The sequence below is a fragment of the Companilactobacillus pabuli genome (genome assembly GCF_014058425.1).
Taxonomy (GTDB): domain Bacteria; phylum Bacillota; class Bacilli; order Lactobacillales; family Lactobacillaceae; genus Companilactobacillus; species Companilactobacillus pabuli.
In genome coordinates this window covers 575,527-600,721 of record NZ_CP049366.1, presented here as the reverse complement: position 1 = coordinate 600,721, position 25,195 = coordinate 575,527, and the positions used below count along the sequence as shown (strand labels likewise).

22 protein-coding genes are annotated in these 25,195 nt (G+C 35.5%); 4 read left to right on the top strand and 18 right to left on the bottom strand.

What is annotated here, in order from left to right; translation table 11 throughout:
* Positions 1-33: 33 nt before the first annotated feature.
* A complete protein-coding gene (locus tag G6534_RS02915; RefSeq protein WP_010020398.1) occupies positions 34-672 on the bottom strand; it encodes a GNAT family N-acetyltransferase in 639 nt (212 codons plus the stop codon).
* 262 nt (positions 673-934) lie between these two features.
* Between G6534_RS02915 and G6534_RS02910 the strand changes: the two genes are divergently transcribed.
* Positions 935-2,116, top strand: coding sequence for an MFS transporter (locus G6534_RS02910; protein ID WP_059074724.1), 1,182 nt, complete (start codon positions 935-937; stop codon positions 2,114-2,116).
* A 238-nt stretch (positions 2,117-2,354) separates the two neighbouring features.
* Here the strand turns inward: G6534_RS02910 and gdhA are convergent, their stop codons facing one another.
* Together gdhA and G6534_RS02900 are read right to left on the bottom strand one after the other, a co-directional pair.
* Positions 2,355-3,701 carry an NADP-specific glutamate dehydrogenase gene (gene gdhA, locus G6534_RS02905; RefSeq protein ID WP_059074725.1) on the bottom strand — a complete coding sequence of 449 codons (1,347 nt, stop codon included), beginning with the start codon at positions 3,699-3,701 and terminating at the stop codon, positions 2,355-2,357.
* 95 nt (positions 3,702-3,796) lie between these two features.
* A complete protein-coding gene (locus G6534_RS02900; RefSeq protein ID WP_059074726.1) occupies positions 3,797-4,216 on the bottom strand; it encodes a GNAT family N-acetyltransferase in 420 nt (139 codons plus the stop codon).
* A gap of 144 nt (positions 4,217-4,360) precedes the next feature.
* Here G6534_RS02900 and G6534_RS02895 point away from each other — a divergent pair, with 144 nt between their 5' ends.
* The 3 genes from G6534_RS02895 to G6534_RS02885 all read left to right on the top strand — a co-directional run bounded on the left by G6534_RS02895 (position 4,361) and on the right by G6534_RS02885 (position 5,957).
* Positions 4,361-4,681 carry a DMT family transporter gene (locus tag G6534_RS02895; protein WP_059074727.1) on the top strand — a complete coding sequence of 107 codons (321 nt, stop codon included), beginning with the start codon at positions 4,361-4,363 and terminating at the stop codon, positions 4,679-4,681.
* Positions 4,682-4,769: 88 nt separating this feature from the next.
* Positions 4,770-5,021: a hypothetical protein gene (locus G6534_RS02890; protein WP_059074728.1), complete on the top strand. Its 252-nt coding sequence runs from the start codon at positions 4,770-4,772 to the stop codon at positions 5,019-5,021.
* A gap of 81 nt (positions 5,022-5,102) precedes the next feature.
* Positions 5,103-5,957: a glycerophosphodiester phosphodiesterase gene (locus tag G6534_RS02885; RefSeq protein ID WP_059074729.1), complete on the top strand. Its 855-nt coding sequence runs from the start codon at positions 5,103-5,105 to the stop codon at positions 5,955-5,957.
* 38 nt (positions 5,958-5,995) lie between these two features.
* On the opposite strand, the gene G6534_RS02880 is transcribed toward G6534_RS02885, so the two are convergent.
* The 15 genes from G6534_RS02880 to G6534_RS02810 form a co-directional block, all read right to left on the bottom strand.
* Positions 5,996-7,237 carry an MFS transporter gene (locus G6534_RS02880; RefSeq protein ID WP_182083266.1) on the bottom strand — a complete coding sequence of 414 codons (1,242 nt, stop codon included), beginning with the start codon at positions 7,235-7,237 and terminating at the stop codon, positions 5,996-5,998.
* A 303-nt stretch (positions 7,238-7,540) separates the two neighbouring features.
* A complete protein-coding gene (gene adhE, locus G6534_RS02875; protein WP_059074730.1) occupies positions 7,541-10,159 on the bottom strand; it encodes a bifunctional acetaldehyde-CoA/alcohol dehydrogenase in 2,619 nt (872 codons plus the stop codon).
* Between the two features lie 450 nt (positions 10,160-10,609).
* A complete protein-coding gene (locus G6534_RS02870) occupies positions 10,610-12,286 on the bottom strand; it encodes an oleate hydratase (RefSeq protein WP_059074731.1) in 1,677 nt (558 codons plus the stop codon).
* 169 nt (positions 12,287-12,455) lie between these two features.
* Positions 12,456-13,652 (bottom strand): acetate/propionate family kinase, encoded by a 1,197-nt coding sequence (locus G6534_RS02865; RefSeq protein ID WP_059074732.1) that lies wholly within the window; start codon positions 13,650-13,652, stop codon positions 12,456-12,458.
* 10 nt (positions 13,653-13,662) lie between these two features.
* Positions 13,663-14,676 (bottom strand): class I SAM-dependent methyltransferase, encoded by a 1,014-nt coding sequence (locus tag G6534_RS02860; protein WP_182083120.1) that lies wholly within the window; start codon positions 14,674-14,676, stop codon positions 13,663-13,665.
* A 265-nt stretch (positions 14,677-14,941) separates the two neighbouring features.
* Complete coding sequence (locus G6534_RS02855) at positions 14,942-15,391, bottom strand: ComGF family competence protein (RefSeq protein WP_082666966.1); 450 nt, start codon at positions 15,389-15,391, stop codon at positions 14,942-14,944.
* Positions 15,363-15,650: a hypothetical protein gene (locus G6534_RS02850; RefSeq protein ID WP_059074737.1), complete on the bottom strand. Its 288-nt coding sequence runs from the start codon at positions 15,648-15,650 to the stop codon at positions 15,363-15,365. Before G6534_RS02850 ends, G6534_RS02855 begins: the two co-directional genes overlap by 29 nt.
* Positions 15,634-15,873, bottom strand: coding sequence for a hypothetical protein (locus G6534_RS02845; protein ID WP_182083119.1), 240 nt, complete (start codon positions 15,871-15,873; stop codon positions 15,634-15,636). Before G6534_RS02845 ends, G6534_RS02850 begins: the two co-directional genes overlap by 17 nt.
* A gap of 184 nt (positions 15,874-16,057) precedes the next feature.
* Positions 16,058-16,381: a competence type IV pilus major pilin ComGC gene (comGC, locus tag G6534_RS02840; protein ID WP_338025396.1), complete on the bottom strand. Its 324-nt coding sequence runs from the start codon at positions 16,379-16,381 to the stop codon at positions 16,058-16,060.
* A complete protein-coding gene (locus G6534_RS02835) occupies positions 16,378-17,391 on the bottom strand; it encodes a type II secretion system F family protein (protein WP_182083118.1) in 1,014 nt (337 codons plus the stop codon). Before G6534_RS02835 ends, comGC begins: the two co-directional genes overlap by 4 nt.
* Entirely contained in the window at positions 17,357-18,325 is a 969-nt protein-coding gene (comGA, locus tag G6534_RS02830) for a competence type IV pilus ATPase ComGA (protein WP_059074742.1), read from the bottom strand. The genes G6534_RS02835 and comGA overlap by 35 nt, the downstream gene beginning before the upstream one ends.
* A 78-nt stretch (positions 18,326-18,403) precedes the next feature.
* On the bottom strand, positions 18,404-19,138 hold the full coding sequence (locus G6534_RS02825) for a YebC/PmpR family DNA-binding transcriptional regulator (RefSeq protein WP_057813702.1): 735 nt from the start codon (positions 19,136-19,138) through the stop codon (positions 18,404-18,406).
* 113 nt (positions 19,139-19,251) lie between these two features.
* Positions 19,252-22,881 carry a leucine-rich repeat protein gene (locus G6534_RS02820; RefSeq protein WP_182083117.1) on the bottom strand — a complete coding sequence of 1,210 codons (3,630 nt, stop codon included), beginning with the start codon at positions 22,879-22,881 and terminating at the stop codon, positions 19,252-19,254.
* Between the two features lie 191 nt (positions 22,882-23,072).
* Complete coding sequence (locus G6534_RS02815; protein WP_059074744.1) at positions 23,073-23,594, bottom strand: VanZ family protein; 522 nt, start codon at positions 23,592-23,594, stop codon at positions 23,073-23,075.
* Complete coding sequence (locus tag G6534_RS02810; RefSeq protein ID WP_059074745.1) at positions 23,594-25,189, bottom strand: APC family permease; 1,596 nt, start codon at positions 25,187-25,189, stop codon at positions 23,594-23,596. The genes G6534_RS02815 and G6534_RS02810 overlap by 1 nt, the downstream gene beginning before the upstream one ends.
* Positions 25,190-25,195: the final 6 nt, after the last annotated feature.

Genomic DNA, 25,195 nt, shown 5'->3' with positions numbered 1-25,195 from the left:
TCATCAATACGATTTGACAAAGAGCCTTTTATTTTAGATTGTTTTAGCTAAAACCCAATCTTTAACATCCCCATGACTCAAATTAACTTTCTTAACTGAGCGAACGGAGAAATTATTCTTCTTATAGAACTTAACGTTCTTTTGTGTATTCGTTTCTAAAATGATGTTTCTATAACCAATTTTTTTCACGTAAGGGCTAATGTGATTATTGAGCATCTTACTACCGATACCTTGACCACGTAATTTCTTATCGACAGCCAAATATTCAACAGCACATTTTTTCTTACCCTTTACTTTATCGAAAAGATCTTCGAACTTAAAGATATCGAATGCATTGAAACCATTGAATCCATTCTTGATAATTTCTGGCAACAATTTTAAACCATCCATTGAAAGATAATCCCAATTGCTGATCTGCTTACCTTGATTAAATTCAATTAGAGCAACTGCTCTAGGCTTTCCCTTTCCGTCAGCTCCAACATAAACCAAACCTTTTTTCATGAATACATTAACTTCAAGTTCAAAATACTTTCTCAACAACTTATCGAACTTAGCACTAGAACGAAATTCTTGTTGGAACATGTTCTTAGTTGTTATGTATTCTTTAAATGAATCTACTAGTAAATTTATTATCTGAGGCTTATCACTGTTTAAGCCGCTCCGAAAATCCAAAAATATGACCTCCTTATTAAGTCATACATTTATCATAAGCACTTCTATACCAATTGTCCACTAATACAAATTATTTTCATGCCAAACGTCATTTTTGTAATATATTTTTAACAATAAATTTAACTTAAAGTATTAGACAATGATATAGAATGATAGTATGATTTTCAGTAAAGTGAGATTCTTGTTCAAAGCCGATAGCTAAGGCATTCTTAGTATATCGGTTTTCTTATGCTCAAAAATTTTATTTATAGGGAGGGAAATTATGGGGAAGAACAAAAAATCAATCTACATTTTAGTATTCAGTAACTTTCTAATCTGTTTGGGAATCGGATTAGTCATACCGGTTACACCTTTTATTAAAAACCAATACCATTTTACGACTTCACAAATGGGTATCATGACGTCTCTATTCGCCTTTGCCCAATTTATAGCATCACCTATTGTAGGTAAATTATCTGATAAATTAGGTAGAAAACCAGTTATTGTTTTCGGTTTATTTACTTATATGATTTCAGAATTTATCTTCGCACTTGCTACAACATTACCTATTTTTAATATCTCTCGGATCATTGGTGGATTGTCCGCAGCCATGGTTATCCCTACTTCAATGGCCTTAGGATCCGATTTAACAACTTTAAAAGACCGTGCTAAGGTAATTGGTTGGCTATCAGCTGCCTTTAGTGGTGGACTGATTTTGGGTCCCGGACTTGGTGGTATTTTAGCTGGTATTACTTATAAAACACCATTTTGGGTTGCCGGTATTTTGAGTATCACTAGTGCTATCTTCACATACATCTTTCTTAAGGAAGACAAAGAAGTCCTTGAACGTGAGGAACTTGAAGCAGAAAAGAAAGCTCAAGAAAAAGGTTCAATTCGAGCAATTTTGACTTTACCTATGGTCATGTTGTTCGGTATGATTTTGGTTTCATCATTTGGATTACAAGGATTCGAAAGTATTTATAGTATTTATGTTAACCAAGTCTTTGATTTTGGATTAGGAACAATTGCTTTAGTTTTAACTTTAAATGGAATCATTTCCTTAATCTTGCAGGTTGCCGCTTTCAACTGGATCATCAACAAAATCGGTGAAATGCGTCTGATCAGTATCGCCTTCTTATTGAGTGCCGTTTGCGTTTTCTGGATTACTCAAGCGCACACTCATGTTGAAGTTATCGTTGCTACTTTAATTATTTTCTCTTCATTTGATTTGTTAAGACCAGCTATCACGACTCTATTAACAAAATCAAGTCGTTCTAATCAAGGTTTGATCAATGGTATGAACATGTCCTTAACTAGTGTTGGTAACGTCATTGGCCCCTTGATGTCTGGTGCTTTGATGGACTGGAATACACATTATCCATATTTAGTTGTTACTGTCATCTTAGCAGCATCTTATCTTTTGACCTTCATCGTTAGAAAACATCCAATCATACCCGCAGAGTAAAAAAGAACTAGACTACATTGATTGTAATCTAGTTCTTTTTTGATTCTATGAAAAATTGAAAATCACTATTTAGTCCGGAATAGCAAAGAAAATTGGCTCAGTAGTGAGATTATTCTTAGCAACTTGTTGCTTAGAATAAGGCCGAGTTTTGAGATTTTGCGCACTTGGTTTTTGAAAAAGCTCAAAATCGTGTCCACTACGTTCCAGCCAAATTTTCTTTGCTATGGAGGACGGAATTCTAAACTAATCCTTGAGCCAACATAGCTTTAGCAACTTTTTCAAATCCAGCAATATTTGCACCAGCTTGATAATCCTTGTTCAAACCATATTCAGCATCGGCATCAGCAATCTTTTGATAAATATCTTCCATGATATCTTTCAATTGTTTGTCAACATCATCGAATGTCCAAGACAAGCGTTCACTGTTTTGGCTCATTTCTAAGGCTGAAACGGCAACACCACCGGCATTGGCAGCTTTAGCAGGTCCATAGATGATATCATTTTGTTTGTAGACGGCAATGGCATCAGTATTACTTGGCATATTAGCACCTTCAGCAATATATTTGGCACCATCTTTGACCATCAATTTGGCTTGGTCTTCGTTGATTTCATTTTGAGTGGCACATGGTAAAGCAATGTCGTAATTAATATCCAAATCCCAAACGGAACCTTCATGATACTCAGCAGTTGAAATTTTGTCGGCATATTCTTTAATACGTCCACGTTCAACTTCCTTGATTTGTTTAACAGTAGCAAGGTCAATCCCATTTGGATCATAAACATAACCATTTGAATCAGAAACAGTTACTACTTTGGCACCATTTTCTTGAGCTTTTTGTAAAGCATAGATAGCAACATTTCCGGCACCAGAAATTTTCACTGTCTTACCCTTCAAAGTATCCTTTTGGTCTTTGATCAAAGCGTTCAAGAAGTAAATCAATCCAAATCCAGTGGCTTCAGTTCTAGCTAGTGAACCACCATATTGCAATCCTTTACCAGTTAAAATTCCACCTTGGAAGCCATTCAAACGCTTGTATTGGCCAAATAAGTAACCTATTTCACGACCACCGACACCGATATCGCCGGCAGGAACATCCAAATCTGGTCCGATGAATTTTTGCAATTCAGTCATAAAGCTTTGGCAAAAACGCATAATTTCTGAATCTGACTTACCCTTAGGATTAAAATCAGAACCACCTTTGCCACCACCAATTGGTAGTCCAGTTAGACTGTTCTTTAAGATTTGTTCAAAACCTAAGAATTTAACGATACTCAAGTTTACACTAGGATGTAATCTCAAACCACCTTTGTAAGGTCCGATGGCAGAATTGAATTGAACACGAAAGCCACGATTAATATGGAAATTACCTTCATCATCTTGCCAAGGAACTCTAAATTGAATTGCACGTTCTGGCTCAACTAAGGAACCCAAAATATTGTTCTTAACGTATTCAGGATGCTTTTCCAAAACTGGTTTTAATGTATCTAAAACAGTAAAGGCTGCTTCTTGAAATTCTGGTTGATTAGGGTCTCTTTTAATAATAGAATCTTTCAAATCTTTAATATAAGTTTCGACATCTGCCATATAAAATACCACCTTTTTTAGTTAATTAAACTACTGTTCATTATAGCTCAATATTAAAATAATTGACTTTAAATTAAAAATAAATTAACTATAAATCATTTTTTCCAAACTAACCATGATTCTTTTTCACCAGTTTTCTCTTCGACTGAATGGATAGAAAACTCAAAACCATTTCTTTCATAAAATTGTTTGGCAAGAATATTTTTGTCATAAACATCTAACGACAATTGTTGATGATTTTTCTTTAAAAAATCTAACAATCTTTTTCCGATACCTTGATTGCGATATTTTTTATCGACAAAAATTCCAGCAATATAATTCTCTTGTAAACCAACAAAACCTCTAACTTCCTGTTCAGCATAGACATAAATTTCAGCTGTTTTGAATTGTTTTTTAACCACTGAATAATTATCAAACCAGAAATCCTTACCAATAAAATCATGTGCTTCCAAATTACTATCAAGCCAAATCTGACTGACTTTTTCCAATTCTGCATCTTTCATTTTACGAATCATACTTGCCAACCTTTTTTCTATTTGCTAAAATATTTCCTTGAAGTTAATAAACACCGCCGGGTGTCACTTAATCAAGTATTCTTAATAATTCCGTTAGGCCAAAGAAGGAATTATTAGGGATACTTATTTTTTTGGAGAAATATTATGCATTGGATCTATTTAATTATCGCCGGACTTTTTGAGGTCGTTTGGGCAACCACGATGAAATTGAGTCACGGTTTTACTAAAATCAGCTTTACCATTTACACAATTATCGGCTTGGCTTTGAGTATGTTCTTCTTGTCAATCGCTATTAAGAGAATGCCGATGAGTTTGGCCTATCCTATTTGGACCGGAATTGGAGCCGTTGGTTCGATTATTGCTGGAGTAATAATCTTTGGCGATAAACTATCTCCATTAACTTGGGTCTTCGTAGCCTTATTACTAATTAGTATCATTGGTATCAAAATCACTTCTGGAAGTTAAATTCCAATAAACATTGTAACAAATTAGTCGATTATAATGACAGCGTTTTCTATTCGGAGTATGATTTAGATAAAAAAGGATGATAATTATGCCAACGTCAGAGGAAATTTATCAAGAAATGCAAAAGTACAACGAAAAAGAACTAGAAATCATTCGTAAAGATCCATGGATAATTCCTGCAACTGTAGCTTGGATGGCAATTCCTGCAGCTATTTGCATTCGTGGTTTCTGGAAGAATCGTCAATTGAAAACTCAACTAAAAATTGAACGTGAAAAGACAAAACGTGCTTCTTTAAGACTATCCGAACCTAAGAAAATTCGTCCTTTCCATAATTGCTAAATAATTGTGTCATCGTATTTATTGCGGTGGCACTTTTTTTACAATTAAACTATGATAAGAATATATTATTTGGGGGATATTATGAAAAAGAAACTAATTATTATTTTATTCACTTTGTTAATAGCTTTAGGTATGCCATTAAACGTCCAAGCAGCGGCAGCTCCAAAAGCTAAAAATTTAACTTCAGTCACACAAAGCATCAACCATGCTTCACCAGAGACACCTTTGATTTTTTCTCATCGTGGCAGTCCTTATAATTATCCTGACCACTCTTTCAAGGGTTACAATCGTGCTATCAAAGATGGTACTCAATATATCGAACAGGATGTTTGGTTAAGTAAAGACGGTAAATTATTTGTCTCACACGACGATAATCTCAAACAATCAACTGGCAAAAATGTTACGATTTCAACTTCAAATGCTAGCAAAATTAGCCAAGTTAAATTACACAATGGTGAAAAGATTCATCAACTAAAAGACGTCTTCAAGCGTTATGGTAAAAATGTTCATTATATAATTGAAACTAAGAAGAATGCCGGCGACAATACCGATACCGAAAAAGCTCTCGTCAAAGAACTCAAGAAATATAAAATGACTAAAAATGTAATCTTCCAAGATGAAAGCTTACCGGGAATCAAGGAGTTACATCACTCTTTGAAAAAAGTTCCTACTCTTTGGCTATTAAGCTCTGCCACTGAACGCCAATACAAAGAACAAATTGAAAATGCCCCTCGTTATATCAAATTCATTTCCATGAAATTAGATCAATGGACACCAAAATTAGTTAAACTATCACACAAGAATGGTTTTAAAACTAATGGTTGGATTTTAAATACTTATAATGACAACTATGATGCCTTAAATACACTCAAGTTAGACAGTGTCTTTACTAACAATACTAAAGAAACAGCTCAGTTAATCGACCGCTGGAAATAACAAAAAAAGGAAATCCAAAATTTGGATTTCCTTTTTTATTATTCTTTTGAAATTTTTGGCAGCATAGCAAATATTACTAGCCCTACTAAAAACAAAACACTCAAAGAAGCAGCACCGATAGTCGACTTACCAGTCATTTGCGTTACGATTGCTACAATAAATGGACCCATGACCGCTGAAAATTTACCCAAAATATTCAAGAATCCATAAAATTCACTACCAGATTCTTTCGGGATAATTTGTCCAAAGTAAGATCTACTCAAGGCTTGTAAACCACCTTGACTGGTCCCCACTAAAATTGCCAGTACCCAGAAGTCAAAGTTAGTTTTCAAACGTAAAGCATATAAACAAATTAACAAGTAAACTCCAATTCCTAGTAAAATACCCTTACGAGTCGAAGTTTTATCTGCCAACCAGCCAAACATGATTGAAAATGGTACGGCAATCAATTGCACGACTAACATGACAATCATCAATTCTGTCGTCTTAATGCCAATATCCAAACCGATTGCTGTCGCCATTGTAAAAATGGTATCCACACCATCAATATAGAAGAAATAAGCTACTAAGAACCAAGCAACTTTTTTATACTGACGGATGTGTCTGATGGTTTCAAACACCCGTTTAAAACTTCCTGACAAAGGTGTTTTAGTAGATGTTACTGAATATTTTTGCGTTACATTTCTTTGAAGTGGCAAGTAAAAAACCAGCCACCAACTAGCCGCAATAATAAAGCTCATTTTAGCTATGCCAGCTCCATCTAACATCCCAAAGCCACTCGTCAATTGCAATATTAAGAATAGAATAAAGGCTAAAACACCGCCTAAATATCCAAATGCATAACCATATGTCGATATTTTATTCATCTGTAAATCATCAGCTACATCAGTCAAAAAGCTGTCATAAAATAAGTTACTGACTGAATAACCAATTGCTGAAAAAATATAAATTGTCAACAATATTTGCCACTGACTAGCTGGTACAAAGGCTAGACCGACTGTCATCACAATTCCTAACCAGCAAAACATGCCCAATAAACGTTTTTTAAAATTAGGATAATCTGCCAATGCTCCTAAAAACGGTGCCAACAATGAGACTAATAACGTGCTAAAACTATTAGCATATCCCCAATATGCTGTTGAACTAGCATTAGAAATCCCAGAACTGGTCGCAACCGATTTGAAGTAAACGGGTAAAACCGCTGTCGTGACAATAATTCCATAAGCAGAATTAGCCCAATCATACATGATCCAACTCCACTGTTCTTTATTGATACCCAGTTTGATTTTATTATTCTTTAAAGAAATCATAATCCCCATCCGTTCTTTAAATTCACCGAAATTGTAGCATTTACAACTCGATTGCCGATATAAAAAAATTCAATTAATTTTTCTTGTTTTTATTCCTATAAATACTGATTTAACAGTATTATTAACAATTAACAAAAAAATAAATATCGGTTGTATTATTATAGACTGAAAAATCTGAGAATTAATATAGCCAAAATAGAATAAAAAATCATAAAAAAAATGATGTAATCCAGATTTTACTCTGAACTACATCATTTTTTATTTAATCAAAGTTTATTTTTCGATTCCTTTACCGACATAAACATCTTCAAGAATTTGTTTCAATTCTGAAATCAATGGTTCCTTAGGGTTAGTGAATGAGAATTGATCGCCAAAGGTTGCTTCAGCTAAGTCATCCAACTTACTATCGAAGTCTTTCTTATCGATATAGTTGTCCTTCAAGCTTAACTTAATACCAACAGCATGAGCAAGATCAACAATCTTCTTCACTAAGGCATCCTTCAAAGCACGGTTGTCTTTGCCAGTCAAACCAATGTAACTAGCCATAGCAGCATAATCAGAATCAGCTCTGAAGCTTTCATATGCAGGCCACATTGTCATCTTAGTTGGTTGCTCGAAGTTATAGTTGATAACTTGTGGCAAGGCAATGATCGATGCCAATCCATGTCTGATACCATAAACGTTAGTCAAGACATCAGTGATTGAATGTGCCACACCAGCAAAGGCATTACCATATGATAAGCCAGCTAGAGTTGATGCATTGTGCATTTCAGCTTGAGCATTTTTATCACCAGCAACAGCCTTCTCTAAGTTATCAAAGACTAACTTGATAGCTTGGAGTGCATATGGTCTTGTGTAATCTGAAGCCATATTAGCAACGTATGATTCAACCGCGTTAGTCAAAACATCCATACCAGATTCGGCCATGATGTCTTTTGGCATTGTTTCAACAAATTGTGAATCAATGATAGCAACATCAGGTGTCAATGCATAATCAGCAATTGGGTACTTAGTACCAGTCTTAGTATCGATAATTGAACTAAATGGTGTAACTTGATCTCCGCCGCCGAATGTTGTAGGAATAGCAACAAATTGAGCTTTTTCTGGCTTAGGGAACTTGTAAGTACGTTTTCTAATATCGATGAAACCTTGTTTTGCACCAAACAAATCAACATCTGGATGTTCATAGAATAACCACATGTCTTTGGCAGTTTCCATTGTTGTACCGCCACCTAAAGCAATGATTGTATCTGGTTTGAAGAGGTTCATTTGTGTAACACCACGTTTAACAACATCAGTGGTTACAATATTGTCAACGTCTGAGAACATTGAGTATTCGACGTTAACCTTGCTACGTTTCAATTCATCAGTAATCGTATCAACAAATCCTAATTGGACCATGACAGGATCACAAACGATGAAGGCTCTCTTCATTCCTTCAAGGTCCTCTAAGTAACGAACTGAAGTCTTTTCATAGTAAACTCTTGGTTGTTTAATCCATTGCATGTTATTTCTCCGTTTAGCGATTGTCTTAATATTAAGCAAATCAAATGAAGATACGTTGTGAGAAATGGAATTCTTACCCCATGAACCAGTACCAAGTGTAAGTGATGGAATCATTTCGTTATAAAGATTACCAATACCACCGATAGCAGCAGGAGTATTAACTAGTACACGACTAGCTTTCATCTTGATACCAAATTCAGTAGCCAAATCTTCATCCATTGTGTGGATACCAACTGTGTGACCTAAACCACCAAAGTGTAGCAATTCATCAGCTTTTTCAAATCCTTCTTTGTGGCCAGCAACTTTGAAGACTGATAGAACTGGTGAAAGTTTTTCAGCTGAAAGTGGTTCATCTGGACCAACCTTACTTAATTCAACACCTAAAACTTTAGTATCAGCAGGAACCTTGATACCAGCAAGTTTAGCAATATTCAAAGCGGATTGACCGGCGATAGGACCTTTAACTCCACCTTCTGGTCTAAACATAGCATCGGCTAACTTCTTGTAGTCAGCTTTCTTGATGAAGAAGACTTTGTTCTTTTCAAACAATGACTTAACTTCATCGTAAATATCAGCATCAATAATGGCACTATTTTCAGCGGCACAAACCATACCATTATCAAAAGTCTTAGAAATCATAATATCGTTAACAGCACGTTTGATGTTAGCAGTTTTTTCAATGTAAGCAGGACCATTACCAGGACCAACACCCAAAGCAGGTTTACCAGTTGAGTAAGCGGCTTTGACCATTCCAGGACCACCAGTAGCAAGAACTGAGGCAACTCCATCATTGTTCATCAAGTATGAAGTAGCTTCAATACTTGGTTTTTCGATCCATTGGATAACATCTTCAGGAGCACCCGCATCAACAGCGGCCTTTAACATAACTTTAGCAGCAGCGACTGAACATTTTTGAGCTTGAGGATGGAAACCAAAAATAATTGGATTACGTGTCTTCAAGGCAATCAATGACTTAAACATTGCTGTAGAAGTTGGGTTAGTAACTGGAGTAACACCGGCTAAAACACCAAGTGGCTCAGCAACCTTGATCAAACGATGTTCTTTATCATCTTCAATAATACCAACGGTCTTATCACGTTTGATTGAGTGCCAGATTTCTTCGGTTGAATACATATTCTTAATTACTTTGTCTTCAACCAAACCACGACCAGTCTCTTCGTAGGCCAATTTAGCTAATTTAAAACTAGCATTCAAACCAGCAATAGCCATTTGGTGAACAATGTGATCAACTTGTTCTTGAGTGAAACTGTCCATAATTTTCAAAGCTTTTTGAGCTTTAGCGACCATTTCATCAATAACAGGTTTTACTTCTTCTTTTTTGTCGGGTTTTGCAGCAGTATTTGTATCTTTGGAACCTTTCAACATCTGATTACCTCCAAGAATAAAAACTATATTTGTTAACTAATTCACGTTTTATCATATCACTGTGTTTTTTTTGTTCAAGCATTTTAATCCAAAAAGACAATGTAAACGTATCCACGTTGATATATCAACACGTAGCAGACAATTGTTTGTTAGTCAATGAATTTCACATCCCTAAAATCATAGTTTTTATTGTGAATATTTCTTCACAAAGTCCGTATTATGGGCCTTTTTTAATTCACAAAAAAAGTAGATTGAAGTGATTTTCAACCTACTTTGTGAAATATTTTGTTTTTAAACGAACTTCTTCACACTCTCTATCTAAACGGGTTACACAAGCCAATTCTCTCCGGTTTGCTACGTAATGAAAATCGCCTGCAAGACCAAATACCGCAGTCAATTTCCATCACTAAGCAAATCCTCGAGAATTCCCGGGCTTGTTCCACCCTCTCTCTATCTAAACATTGTCTTAGTAGCACGGGCCATTACTTTTGGATCTTTCTCGTAATGGTGCATTGGTGTCATTTCTGACAATGGAATATTCAACAAAGTGTAAACAGCACGTTGTGCGGCACGGAATGAATATTGTTCTGTAAAGACCATATCAAATGGTTGTTCACAGAATTGACTGATGAAGGCTAAGTTTCTACTGTGCTTTGGCACTACATCAGGACGGTCACCGACAGCTCTTTGATTGAACATTGCAGAAGCATATGGCAAGTGAACTGGGATAACATTGACAATACTGTCCATGATTTCTTGAGTATGGTTCTTGATATTGTCTTTGCTTGGATCAGTTGCAGCCAAATTACCGAGCAACTCTTCAAGCATTTCTTTACCAGTCATTTCCATAACAGGCTTTTGAACGTAATCACCATTTCTTCTTGGATACATGAAGTAACCCCAGAATGTTGATTCGTTAGGTTTTTGTGCCTTGAAATGTGGTTGGTGGTGAACAACGATTGACAACAATGGTGTACTCTCAATCCATGTGTTCAAAGCATTACCCGGTTCTTGTTGAGTGATACGTGAAATTTCGTTAACTAAGAAGTGGTTGTTTGTTGTGACTGTGAAACTTACCCACTCACTTTGTGAACGGTCACCAAAGAATTTATCCGGATTACCTAGTGAGTAGAATTTCTCGGCAGCTTTCTTCCAAAGCATGGCACTAGGTGCATAATCCATATTCTCTTTGAATGGTGTGTTGAAATCACCAATTGCTGAACTGTCAGTGATTGAACCATTAGTATCGAAGACTAAGTCATTTTCGGCAATATCGATATGACCTTCTTTGTTGTCATTGTCGACTTCTTCATACTTCAAGCCAGTTACAACGATATCATCTTGCAAAGGTGTGTCTTTGAATTCGAGGTCAGTAACTTTGCGATTATTGATAAAGGTTACGCCACGGTCTTCCAAGTATTTGCGCATTGGCAAAATAATACTTTCAAATTGATTATAAGGACTTCTCGTAACACCTTCCAAAGTATTGATACGACTGAATTCTAGAATCATACGATTCATGTAACGACGTAATTCAACTGCTGAACTAGCACGTTTGAAAGCAAAGGTTGTTTGCCACATGTACCAGAAATTAGTTGTGAAGAAGTGAGGACTACTTGCAAACCATTCAGCAATACTGATGTTGTTCAACTTTTCTTCATCCTTTTCAGGCATCAACATCAATTTCGACAACAAGTAACGATCTTTATTATCAAATTGCATATGTTTGTAATTATCTTTACCCGGATTTACTCGTGGTCCATTGTGATCAATCAAACGTCCCACATCATGTGTTGGATGGGCATGGTCAAAATTCAAAATATCGTCGGTAACAGTTTGTCCAGGATGGTCTAGTGATGGTACTGAACGCAAAACGTCCCAAAGATTTTCGAAAGTTTCTTCGTTAAGCATTCTTCCACCTTTTGCTAGGAATCCTTTGTTATTAGAAAGTGCTTGGTTACCATATTCATTTTCATAATCTTTTACAGCGGCACCATCATTAGCACCGTGGTCTTCAAGTCCCATCATAGTGATTTGATCACCATTGAATCCGCCATCACGAATCAAATAGATACCAGCAGCTAAGTTACCAATACCAGTACCAATCATGTAGGCTTTTCTTGTCATAATAACTAACCTCCATTCAAATCTTACTGTTCACCTATACAACTCAAATATAGCAGTTTTCTTAGGAAAGTAAAGGCTTACATTTTGATTTTTGTATCATTTTTCTTCTAGTTTTTGGAATAAAAAAAAGGAGTCAAAACTAGTTAAATTAGTTTCGATTCCTTGAATATTAATCACTATATTTAGTTAGACGAATGACGTCACGAACAATCATTAGTTCCTCATCTGTAGGAACGACTAGAACCTTGACTGTTGAATCATCAGTACTGATCAAACGTGTTCCAGTACCATTTTCGTTACGTTCATTATCAATTTTTACACCCATATAATTAAAACTATTGGCAATATCTGCTCTGATTTCAGCATTACCTGCACCAACACCAGCGGTAAAGATAATTACATCAGTGCCCTTGAGCATAGCGATGTATGAACCAATATATTTGACGATGCGATTGATGAAAATTTTGATTGCCAAATCAGAACGATCGTTTTCCGCTCTAGTAGCTAGTAAATCACGCATATCTGGTGAAACGCCAGAAATACCTAATAAACCAGACTTGGTATTCAAAATTTTAACCATTTCACTAGGGTCAGTAATCTTTAACTTTTGCATTAAATAAGCAACAAGTGAAGGATCAATGTCCCCAGAACGTGTACTCATTGTGATACCGGCTAGTGGCGTGAAGCCCATTGAAGTATCGATTGACTTGCCGTCTTCAATCGCATCGATTGATGAACCACTACCTAAGTGACAAGAGATAATCTTCAAGTCATTCAAAGGTACGTGCAAATAATCGGCTGCAGCTTGTGAGACATATCTATGGCTAGTACCGTGAGCTCCAAATTTACGAACACCATATTTTTCATAATATTCGTAAGGAATGCTATACAAGTAATTAACTGGATCCATTGTTTGATGGAATGAAGTATCAAAAACAGCTACTTGTGGTACATCTGGCAATATTCTTTCAAATGCTTCAATACCAGCAGCTTGTCCAGGATTGTGCAGTGGAGCGAACTCTGACAAATTTTTGATTTGTTGAATTACTCTCGGAGTCACAACAGCGGAGTCTTTAAAGATACTACCACCAGCAACTACTCGATGACCGACACCAGTGATTTCTGAATAATCATCAATGATTTTTAAGTCGATCAACTTATCGAGCATTTTATTGACAGCAGTTGTGTGATCAGGGATATCACCCATCTCACTGATCTTTTTACCACCAAATTCAACTTCAAAAACTGAATCAGAAAGGCCAAGACGATCAACCATTCCTTTTGCAACAACCTTTTCACCAGGTACTGTGTATAGTTTCCACTTCAGTGTAGAGCTACCAGAATTAACGGCCATGATTTTAGACATTTAATCTCACCTAACCTTTAAAATTTTTAGCCCAGTCTTGTAACTGGTCTTTAAATCCTTCAAACAACTTGGGATTATTAGTGTCTGGAATTGTACCCATCAAAACATTTTCCACTTGCTTAGCATTGCCACCGTGTTTTTGCAAAACGACTACTGCCTTTTGTGCCTCTTTAGAAGCAAACAAATTAGCAGGTAAGTCTAAGACAGCCTGCAAATAAACACTTGAAACCATCCATTCAGATAATTTCTTAGCTTGATCAGTTTGGAAAATTTGTGATGGAACAATAAAAATACCCAGTCCACCATCATTCAAATTATTCATTGTTTGTTCAATCAACAGATGGTGAGCATAAGAATGGCCCGATTCAGCGCTAGTCTGGAAGTTTTTAGCATTTTCATCAATTGGATAGTAGCCAACTGGTAAATCTGCTACTGCCATGTCGATATCGGTAATATCCCAATCCGCTACACTATCTTGATGATAGGCATCCAAATTAAGATTCATTACTTCACTAAATGACTTGGCCAAGGCAACGAGCGTGTCATCATTGTCCAAAGCTGCAGCGTTGATATGAAATTTATCAGTCATATTCAATTGTTCGATAACTTCAATCAATAAGTTACCTGTTCCGACCGTCGGATCAACTATGTTCACCGTTTTTTTATTTTGAACATTTAGTACCTCATAAGCAATAAGGCTCGCAATCAAACCAATGGCATCTGGAGTCATTAATTTATTGACTTCTGCTTTATCATCTTTTTGAGCTTTGATAATAGCAACCGTGATAGCTTGCTTTAATTGTAATGGAGTTAAGTTTAGTTGCTTTAATTCTTGATAAATTGCTTCTAGTTTAGCAACCGTTTCTTGATCAGGAACTGAATTTTCAACATAAACTTTACCATCGGAAATATTAGTTAAATTCTCGGCAAGTGTATCAATATTACTTACTTTCAAAGACTCCTTCAATAAAGAATTGGCTTTGTTTAGCTTATCAAAATATGATTGCATATCTTTTTCTGACATAGTTAACCTCTTTGCTTCATAATAAAATTTTAACGTTGGAATCGATTTTATTCAAGGATTCCTAAATTCACGATAGTCTATTTTATTACTTTTATTAAAATTCTTGTTAATTTGTTGCTTGTACATTTCGTCCAATTTTTGGTAATCATTGATTTCTTCAGCTAAATAAGAGCTGCTGTAACCAATAACCATAATTGCGACCATTAATACTAATATACTATTTAACAGGACAGTTGCGCTATGTTTTTGATTTTTTTGCAACCAATTAATCATTATAAACTAAACACATCGTCGATTTTTGCTGAGCTTTATTCTCTGTTGTAATAATAACTAAATTTCCATTTTTTTCAATATTAATTTTTCTCAGGTCCGTCATAATCGGCTCATGTCCTCCATTCAAAACTGTCGTTGCATGCAACATTAACTTACCTCCTGCCCAGTATTTCTCAATAACTCGCTTATTTTGTTCATCGTTTGATGAATAGACTATTCGCTGATTTTTTAAATTAATAATTTTACTATTTTGCAAAACCGTTTGTAGTTTTTCCTGAGTGATATGCCATCTAACTTGTTCTTGAAAATCCGTCTGTTGAATGATTTTTAAAATTTGTAGGCTTTGTTGTAAAACTCCTAAAGTCAAAATTGTGACCATTAAAGCGATGATTGTCTCGTATAAAGTAAATCCTCTATGTGGCTGGTTTAATTTGATAAACATTTTTATTGACCGTTACCCGATATTCGTTATTGTTAGATTCGAAAAAATATTTTTTATCCTTGATGACCAAAGGATTGGGGACATTTTTACTTTGTAAATTTAGCAAAACAATTTTATGAGCATTAACGCGCTCCTCCCAATGATTGATCAGTTTAAATTCTTCTTTGACACAATAAGTCAGGGTAAAAATTATCAAAACTGAAATCGATAGTGCCACAAGTGACTCTGCTAAGACGAAACCTTCACGATGTAGTCTCAATGATTTCACCCCAATTCATCTGAATTTTATAAAATATCTTTTTATGGCTCAAATTTGACTCGACTGTAATTGTTGTGGCTGTTGCTTCACCACTGTTATTGATTGTGTAATTGGCTCGCGTACCTGAAGTTATCTTTAAAGATTTGGGTATTTTTTTACTTTGAGTTTTAGTTTTGTCGTCTTGTGGAGTATGAAAAATGATTCTCTTTTTATCAAAGACCATTCTTCCTCCAGTATTGTGTAAATAGCAATAATTAAAGGTGCTCTTAAAAGAGTCCTTAAACCACTGTAAATACTGACGTTCTTCAACTCTAGCCTGATAGTCTTTGAGATTATAGATTGAAAAAATTGTCAGGCTACAAAATATGGCTAAGCTCACGACAGTTTCCAATAACGTGAAAGCTCTTCTAACTTGCATCAGTCTTTTCTTTTTCAACTAAATTACTAGGATTAAGGTCTTTTATTTTTTGAACCCTTTTAGATTGATCTGCGGTTATATAATTTTCTTTTTGCAAGTCAGCTACTGAAACAGTTGTCTTATCCGGATGATCAGCCAAATAAGTTTCTGCTTGAGTAATTAAGGTTGTTTTAAAAGCCTCATCAGATTTTTTGTCCGCATTTTCTTTTTGAGCCACAATATTTGGCACCATAATTAACATCAACAAAGAGATAATAAATAAAACAACAACCATTTCAATCAAAGTAAAACCTTTTCTAATTTTTTTCATCATGACATCCCCTTCATCATTCCATATATCGGCATCAAAACAATCAAATACGTTACGACGATCACGATTGCAATAATACCGAATAATATTGGCTGAACTAAATTCAAAAGTTTTTTTAATTCTTGCTTAGTCTCTTCAAATTTCAGTTCCGAAATCAATAACAAATCCTGGGCCAATTGTGGTCCACTTTCGCCAGCTTGAATAATGACTTGCAATTGATCCGGTAATAATGGTTCCTCTTTGATCATCTGAATTAAACTTTTTCCTTGCTGTAATTCTTGAATAAATTTGTTACCTAAATAGCGTTGAATCGAGCCCTTTTGGAAGCGATTGCTAGATTCACAAATTATAAAGAAATTCATACCACTGGCTAATTGCATCCCCAGTCCTTGCAAAATTAAAAATTGGAAAAAATGTAAATAAATTTTGCCAACTAAGGGCAATTTCACAAGTAATAGCGAACGATGGTATTCATCTTTTCGACGTAAATCAATAATCAACAAAATTACTCCGCTTGCTAACAAAACTAAACTAATCAAGATGATTCCCAGAAATAAATCGATTGACTTCCCACTACCAGCAATAGCTAACTGTGGCACAATGTAAATCTTCATTCCTACCAACATTGTCAATAAGAATGCCAAAATAAAGCTCGGATAAATTAACAGTTCCTTCAATTTGTTCTTTTGTTGGGCTTGGCTCTTTAATAAAATTCCTGTTTGCATTAATGTTTGATCAATTTTCCCATGATTTTGAGCAATGACAATTTGATTAAAAATCACATCTGGTAATTGCAAATGACGTAACGCTTGTGAAATCATTGCACCATTTTGTAAATCTTGATGAATTTTTTCAAAGACATCGTGCTTGTTTTCGAGTAAGCGCAAACAATTAATCGACTGACTTAGTGAAAATCCGTTCCCTAAGAGTTTGCTAATTATCAATAAAAACTCTGCCTGTTGCTTAGAATTTATTTTCTTATCCGTTAACAAATTCTTGATAAACATCTTCATCTATTCGCCCTGCTTGATAAATTTTGCGAATCCCTTGTCCCCATCGATCATCTTTGAGATTGTTTTCCAAATATTCTTTAATTTCTTTAGTATTCAAGGTATCTAAGAAAATCTGTAAATCATCATACGTCGGAATCAACCTTTGATACGAAATCAAATTGATAGCATTAACGATTTCTTCATCACTAACGCCAAATTGCTGTAGTCGCTGAATCACCGAATATTTAGATTTGCCGTGAATCGTAGACATAACAGTATAGCCACAAATAGCTGCCCGAATGGCTTGCTGAGCAGTCTTAGCATCTCTGATTTCTCCAATAATCAAAATACCTGGTCGGTGACGCAAAGTAGTTTTAATCAACTCTTCATAAGTCATCCCTGCCTCATCATTGACCTGCAATTGTAAAAAACTATCTTCTACAATCTCGATTGGATCTTCAATGCACATGACTCTCTTCTCATAACCGAGATGACGTGTTAATGAATACATCAACGAAGTTTTTCCTGAACCCATAGGACCAGCAAAAAGCATCATTCCCTTTTGCTTAGCAATCGGCAACAAATTTTCAATAATTTCTTCTGACACTGGCGAAACTAATTCTTGAGGATAAATCAAACGAATGACCATTGATTCTCGATTTTTGAAATCTCCTACCGCTGACACGCGGATAAAAATTTGTCGATTTTGATACATAAAGTTAAACGAACCTTTTTGAGCACGTCGCCTTTCCGAAATATCCAAACCAGAATTGAATTTAAGATAATTCATAATCATAGTAGTTTCTTCAGTTGTCAGATCCGCTACCGTATATGTTTGAAGCACATTACGGGCTTCGATATGGTAATGATCTTCTCTAGGCAAGAAATAAATATCTGAAATTTTATTCGTACAAGCTTCAGTTAACAAGTTTTTGACCATCGTAATAATTGACATATTAATTCCTCCTTTACAAAAGAAACTACGCAAAAAAAGACCGTAAACTTAATCGTTTACGGTCTTAATTTTAAAAAATTATTCGTCGTCTTCATCTGCAGCAGCAGTGTAAACTTCTGAAACATCATCATCGTCTTCAAGTTGATCGATCATGTGTTGGAATTGTTCCTTCTTTTCTTCAGGAACTGGTGTTGTATTTTGAGGAATCATTGTCAATTCTGCATCGGCAAGATCATATCCCTTTTCAATTAAACCATCACGAACTGCAGCAAATTCTTTTGCTTCTGTATAGATTTCAAAAGCGTCATCAGATGTTTGCAAATCATCCGCACCAAGATCCATGATATCCATTAATACTGTATCTTCATCTTGTGAGTTCTTTGTACGATCCAAAACAATGTAACCTTTACGGTCAAACATGTATGAAACTGAACCAGTTGAACCCATGCTACCTCCGTTACGGGTAAATGCAACACGTACGGCAGAAGCAGTTCTGTTCTTGTTATCTGTCAAAGCCTCTACTAAAACTGCGACTCCACCTGGAGCATAGCCTTCGTAAGTAACTTCATCATAATGATCTTCACTGCCGCCATCAGCCTTGTCTAAGGCACGCTTGATGTTGTCCTTTGGCATATTGGCTGCACGAGCTTTATCTACTATTAAACGAAGGGCAGCATTATCGTTAGGATCGGAGCCACCCGCCTTAGCTGCCATAAATAATTCACGAGACAACTTTTGGAAGATTTTACCACGCTTTGCATCTTGGGCACTTTTTCTACCTTGGATGTTATGCCATTTTGAATGTCCTGACATTTCTGTTTCCTTCTTTCATGATTATTGTAAACCGCATATTATTTTATCAAAACAACTATGTTATTTCAATATTTGCAGGTCAAATAACCATCAAAAAAGCAGTTTTTATTTATCTAGTGACGAACTTTTCTGATATCGATTACACCTAGCGTCAAAACAGCAATCATCGCACCGAGAATTTTCATTAAAGTACCATTATCATTACCTGTTTGTGGGAATGTTTGAATACCACTTTGATTAGTAGGAACATAGCCATTTTTATGCAAATTAGTTGGAGCTACCAAGACACCGTTAGATTGTCCTTTAATTCCTGGAACATAGTAGACATTCCCTTCCATAATGACCTTAGGATGTGAACTATTATTAACAATTGTTCCTGAAGTATTCTTTTGATTATTACTTATCACATTATTTGAGTCATTGACATTATTATTTGAGGTGTCGTTGGTATTGTTATTAGTACTACCACCGGCATCATTATTATCCGTATTAATATTTTGATTATTGCCGGAATTACTACCAGTCTCATTATTATTTGGATCTTTTTCATCAGGAACTGTTGGTTCAATTGGTGATACGACTGGGGGATCTACTGGATTTGTTGGGTCTGTTGGATTCGTTGGATCTGTTGGATCCGTTGGATTCGTTGGATCCGTTGGATCTGTTGGATCTGTTGGATCTGTTGGATCTGTTGGATCTGTTGGATCAATAGTACCGCCACCATTGGTTGGATCAGCTTCAACTGTTAATTGGACCGTCTTTTCTTGTCCATCAGTGGTACTCAATACAACATTATAAGTTCCAACGGTATTCAAATCAGCTTTACTCAAATCGACGTTAACATCCAAAGGATTACCATTAACGTCTGTTGCTGAAGCTTGGAAGTCACTGGCAGTTGGTGTTGAATCTCCAACGTGCATCGTATAATTGCTGCCAACCAAACTTTGTTTATCAGCAGTAATTGTTAAAGTGCCGGGAACTACTGTAATTGAATAATTAGGGTTCTGACTTTCATCGACAACGGCGTTGATTTTATATGTTCCAGCGGTTTCTCCAGAGTCCCTAACTATTGTATAAACTGGATCATCGCCATCAACGATATTAGGCATAGAAAGCTCGACATTATATGCAGGATCTTTGCTTCCAGCTACTTTGGTTGCATTATCAACTGTTATCGTGATTGGTGCCTTATCAATTACTAAGCTACCACTTTGACCTGCTGACCAATCGATATAAGAACTTTGAGCCAAGTTATTAATATTATCAATTCCTTGTTGTGACAAAATGACTTGATAAGTTCCAGCATTTTTAGCATCACTTGTTTCAGAAAAGACCAAATCTCCGTTTTGAAGTGCATAAGTTGAGCCATCTGACAAGTTAACTGTGTAATCATTAAGATCAATATTTTGATTTTGACCATTGTAAGTTACTTCTTGATTACCAGTTATATTATACGTACCAGAACGTTTGTAGACTTGAACTGTGATAGTGCTTGATTCACTACCATATGAGTAAACAACTTGATAAGTTCCAACTTTAGTTGTATCGATACTTTGACCTTTTGTTCCATCTGGTGCAGTGACTTCATAACTTATATCACTAAATGGAATCGTTGAGCCATCATCTTTTTCTGCACTAATAAAGTTATCGCTTGCTTGCCAACTTGTTCCTGCTGCAACCTTAGAATCAATTGCTTTGATAACTGGATTGTCCAAAACAACATCATATGTACCGCTATATTTATCAGCACTTGGCAAAGCCCAATCGAAAGTAAAACTGTTAGTACCAGTTGGAATATTGAAGACGCCATTACTATAAGTTACGCCGTTACTTAAGTCAGAAATTGTTAAATCATTTTCAGTTACTCCACCGATATCAATATTGAAATAATCAGAAATCTTATTGTGGGCAGAATCAGTAAAGATAGCTGCTAATTGGCCAACTATACCATCCAAGTTAACATTATTTAATGAAATATTTGGCAATAAAACTGTTGTAATTCGATTGTTGCTAAAGGCATTTGCCCCCACTTGAAAATCAGAAGCATTGGATGAAATACCAGTTAATTGATTATTGCTGAAGGCAGAATCACCAATGCTTTGTACTGAATCAGGAATTGCCAATGTACCTGTCAATTTATTGGTTGAAAAAGCTCCATCGCTGATTGTCTGTAAATTATTATTAAGTACTAGATTGGAAATATTATTACCGGCAAAAGCATATTCACCAACTGACTGCAAATTAGCTGGTAAAGTGATCGTACCTTGCAAATTAGAATATTCAAAAGCACCAGTACCAATTGTCGTTAAAGCATTAGCATTTGAAAAATCTAGACTACTTAAATTGTCATTATAAGTGAAAGCTTGGTAACCGATTGATTTCAAATTGGGACCAAATTTCATTGAAGTCAAACTAGTATTAGCTAAGAAGGCTTGATCACCAATTGTTTCCAAACTATCTGGCAAGGTTACTGATGTTAAACCATTATCATAAATAAAGGCAGCCTTACTGATATTTGTTAATTGATTATTTTTACTCAAATCGATTGAAGTTAACTTAGCATCAGTTGCAAAGGCTTCTTCTCCAATATTTTGCAAATCAGTAGCCTTTGAGAAATCTACACTCGATAAATTAGTATTACCGGCAAAAGTTTGATAACCAATCGTTTGCAAATTTGTAGGCAAAGTGAGTGATGTCAAAGCATTATTGTAAGAAAAGGCTGAATCACCAATCGTTTCAACTGAATCTGGCAATTGAACTTGTTTGATCTGATCACTGGAAAAGGCTTGCTTACCAATATTTTGCAAAGTCTTATTATTGGATAAATCAAGATTTGTTACTTTGGTATAAGCAAAGGCATCGTCTCCGATATCTGTTACACCATCATTGATTTGAACACTAGTGATATTTTGGTTGCTAAAGAAAGCCGCATTACCAATTGCTGTAACATTATAGTCCGTGCTGGCATTAGTATCTTTGTTCGTAACAGTGATCTTAGGTGGAATATTAATATCTGTATCGTCAGCCGTTAAATTGGAATTAGTCCCAGTCAAAGTGGCATTACCATCATCATCTGTACTCCAATTAAATTTATTAGCATCAGTATAGTCACCATCTGAAGAAATTGTATTAGCACTGGTATCTACTGGCGTTAATGTAGTTGCTTTCGTATCAGTTGTATCCTTGGTTGTTGTAGCATCAGTTGTAGTTGTATCAGTTGGTGTAGTTGGCGTAGTAGTTGAAGTGGCAGCTACTGGAGTCTCGGTATCATTTGTCGTAGTCGATTTAGCCAAACTTGTGGTCACTGGTTGGGTAGTTGTTTTTTCGGTACTAGTATCGTCAGTATTAGTATTACCCGCTGCTTGAGTCACCGTATTAGTTGCCGTATCAGAAGTAGCTTTGGGCGTAGTCACCGCAGTATCAGTAGCATTATTTGTGGCCGTTTTAGTATCATCATCTGTTGCAGCATCAGTTGTAGTCTTCGTCTGCGTAGATGTTGATGATGTCGCAGTTGATGCATCATTAAAAGCAGTATCAGAATCAGTAGCTGCTTTATCTGATGTTGATGGTGTTGAATCGGTAGTTGTTTTAGAAGGTACAGCAACCGAACTAGTATTATTAGCAGTCGTATCCGCATGAACAATGACTGAATGACCTACGCTAGTCCCCAATCCTAAAGTCATTGCTGCACCTGCGGCAATTAATAATTCTTTTTTATCAATTGTTAATTTCTTACTCGTCATATTAATAAACCGTCCTTGCTGGGATGAAATAAAAATCATAAGCCTGTCTAAACATCTCAACTAATATAATACATCTTCTATTTTTAATTTCTATTTTTATGCCTTTGACAAGTTTCTTTTAATAGATTCGATAATTCATCGTATAACAAAAAAAACGACCATTTAGGCCGTTTTCTGTAATTAATATTTTATTATTTTGAATCATTTTTTTTGTTTTTAAAGCTAAACAAATACAGACAAATTATTAATATAACAATACCCGTAAAGGCTCCAGCACTATCCAAAATCACATCTTCAACTAATGGTGTCCGACCACCAGTCAATCCTTGATGGAATTCATCAAAAGCTGCTAACCCAGTCGTTGTCATCCAAGGTATAAATATCATCAAAAAATAATTACGCCTGAAATACGTAATCAAGGCTAAAGCTAAGAAAACTCCTAACACTAAATAAATACTGAAGTGTGCTCCTTTACGAATAAAAAACTCGACAAATTTAAAATAGCCATCGTTAGCAACTGATTGATATTTGCCACCATAATTGAAGCCAATTTGGGACAAACCATGTTCAAAAGGCTTATTTTGAAGATACCTTTCCAAAAAAGGTACCGATGTCTGTTGTTTATAAGTCATAGAGGAACTGTAAAACAATCCCAATAAAATCACGATTGCTATTCCATAAAACCACTTCTCATATTGCTTGATTCTTTTCATTATTCATCTTCCATTTTAACTGTTGCATTGATCTCCTTGGCATCATCAAAATATCCTGAATAATACAAAGAATGAATTGCCCAAAAGTACATGAATGTAGAGAAAATCAAAATCACAACAAAATCAAATGGATAAGGGACTAAGTTAATCCCTCCGAAATCAGAACCACCTAACCATGAAATCATTGCTAATCCAAATAAATGTACGATCAACCACAAACTAGCATATAATTTTTGCTTAAATTCCTTAAATCCACGACGTGCATCGTAGAAAAAGTAAATTGGCAAACCAACAATAATTATAACAATAACTTCCACGGTTGTTGGAAACATTGCCCAATAAATTGCCAAACTTATCAAATCAAAGACAATCGGTGCTAAAATATGCATCCCTCTAATCTTCGTTGGACGTTTCAAATTAGGACCCATTTTCCGTAAGCTACCTGCTACAACTGGACCTGACAAAAGTGAGATCAAGGTTGAAGCGGCAACCACTCTTGATAAGAGTGACCAATTCTTAAATAGTAAAATCAAAATAAAACTAACTAACATATTAATCATTAAGGCTACTCGTGGTGAATGATACTTATTATTTGCATTGCTCAAAAACATTGGCAAATGCTTATTCTTAGGCATCGATGATAATGATTTACTTGCTGAAGAAGCAAAGGCAATCCCACTACCAACTGGTGAGATAAAGGCTGTAAAGTAAACCAAAGTCGATAACCAATAAATATTTAACAAAATAGCCAAATCAGCAAATGGAGAATTGAAATTGATTTTAGCCCAGCCAGCATTAATTACTGACTGTGGTAAAGCGCCGATAAAGACGATTTGTAAGGCAATATAAATCAAGGCACTGACTAATAACGAAATAATAATTCCCCGTCTAATATTAACTGAAGGCTTACTAATATCATTACTCAAATTGATAACAGTTTGAAATGCTACGTAAGAGTATATAATTCCGGCACTTCCAATTGCTACGAAAATTGAAGAAGAACCGTTAGGCATAAACTCTTGAAAAGAACTTCCCAAATTACCAAAATCAAAATGAGCGGAAACCAAAACGATCATTGTAATAATAGGTACAACTAACTTCAAAACTGAGATGAAATTGTTAAATTTGGCCATAATCGCAACTGACCAATAATTGATAAACGTAAATATCAAAATCATCACGGCTGCCATCATTAGGCCTTGAGTCGTTAGTTGACCATCTTTCATAAAGCCATGAGTCCACTGAGCCCATTTCCAAGGCCAAGTACTCATGTATTGAGTTGATGCTACAGCTTCAATCGGTAAAATTGCTAAGAGCGATAGCCAATTAGCCCATGAGAAAATGTGTCCTAGAAGTGATCCGTGAGTATACATTGTAAACCGACTCATCGCACCTTCTTCGGGAAACATTGTCCCAATCTCAACATAAACCATCGCAATCATTGCTACTAAAACTGCTCCAATAATCCAGGCCAAAATTGCCGCTGGACCAGCTATTTGAGCTGCTTGACTAGAACCGAACATCCAACCGGAGCCAATAATAGCACTCAGACCAAACATAACTGTTGAAAACAGATTTAATTTTTTATTCCTCATAAAACC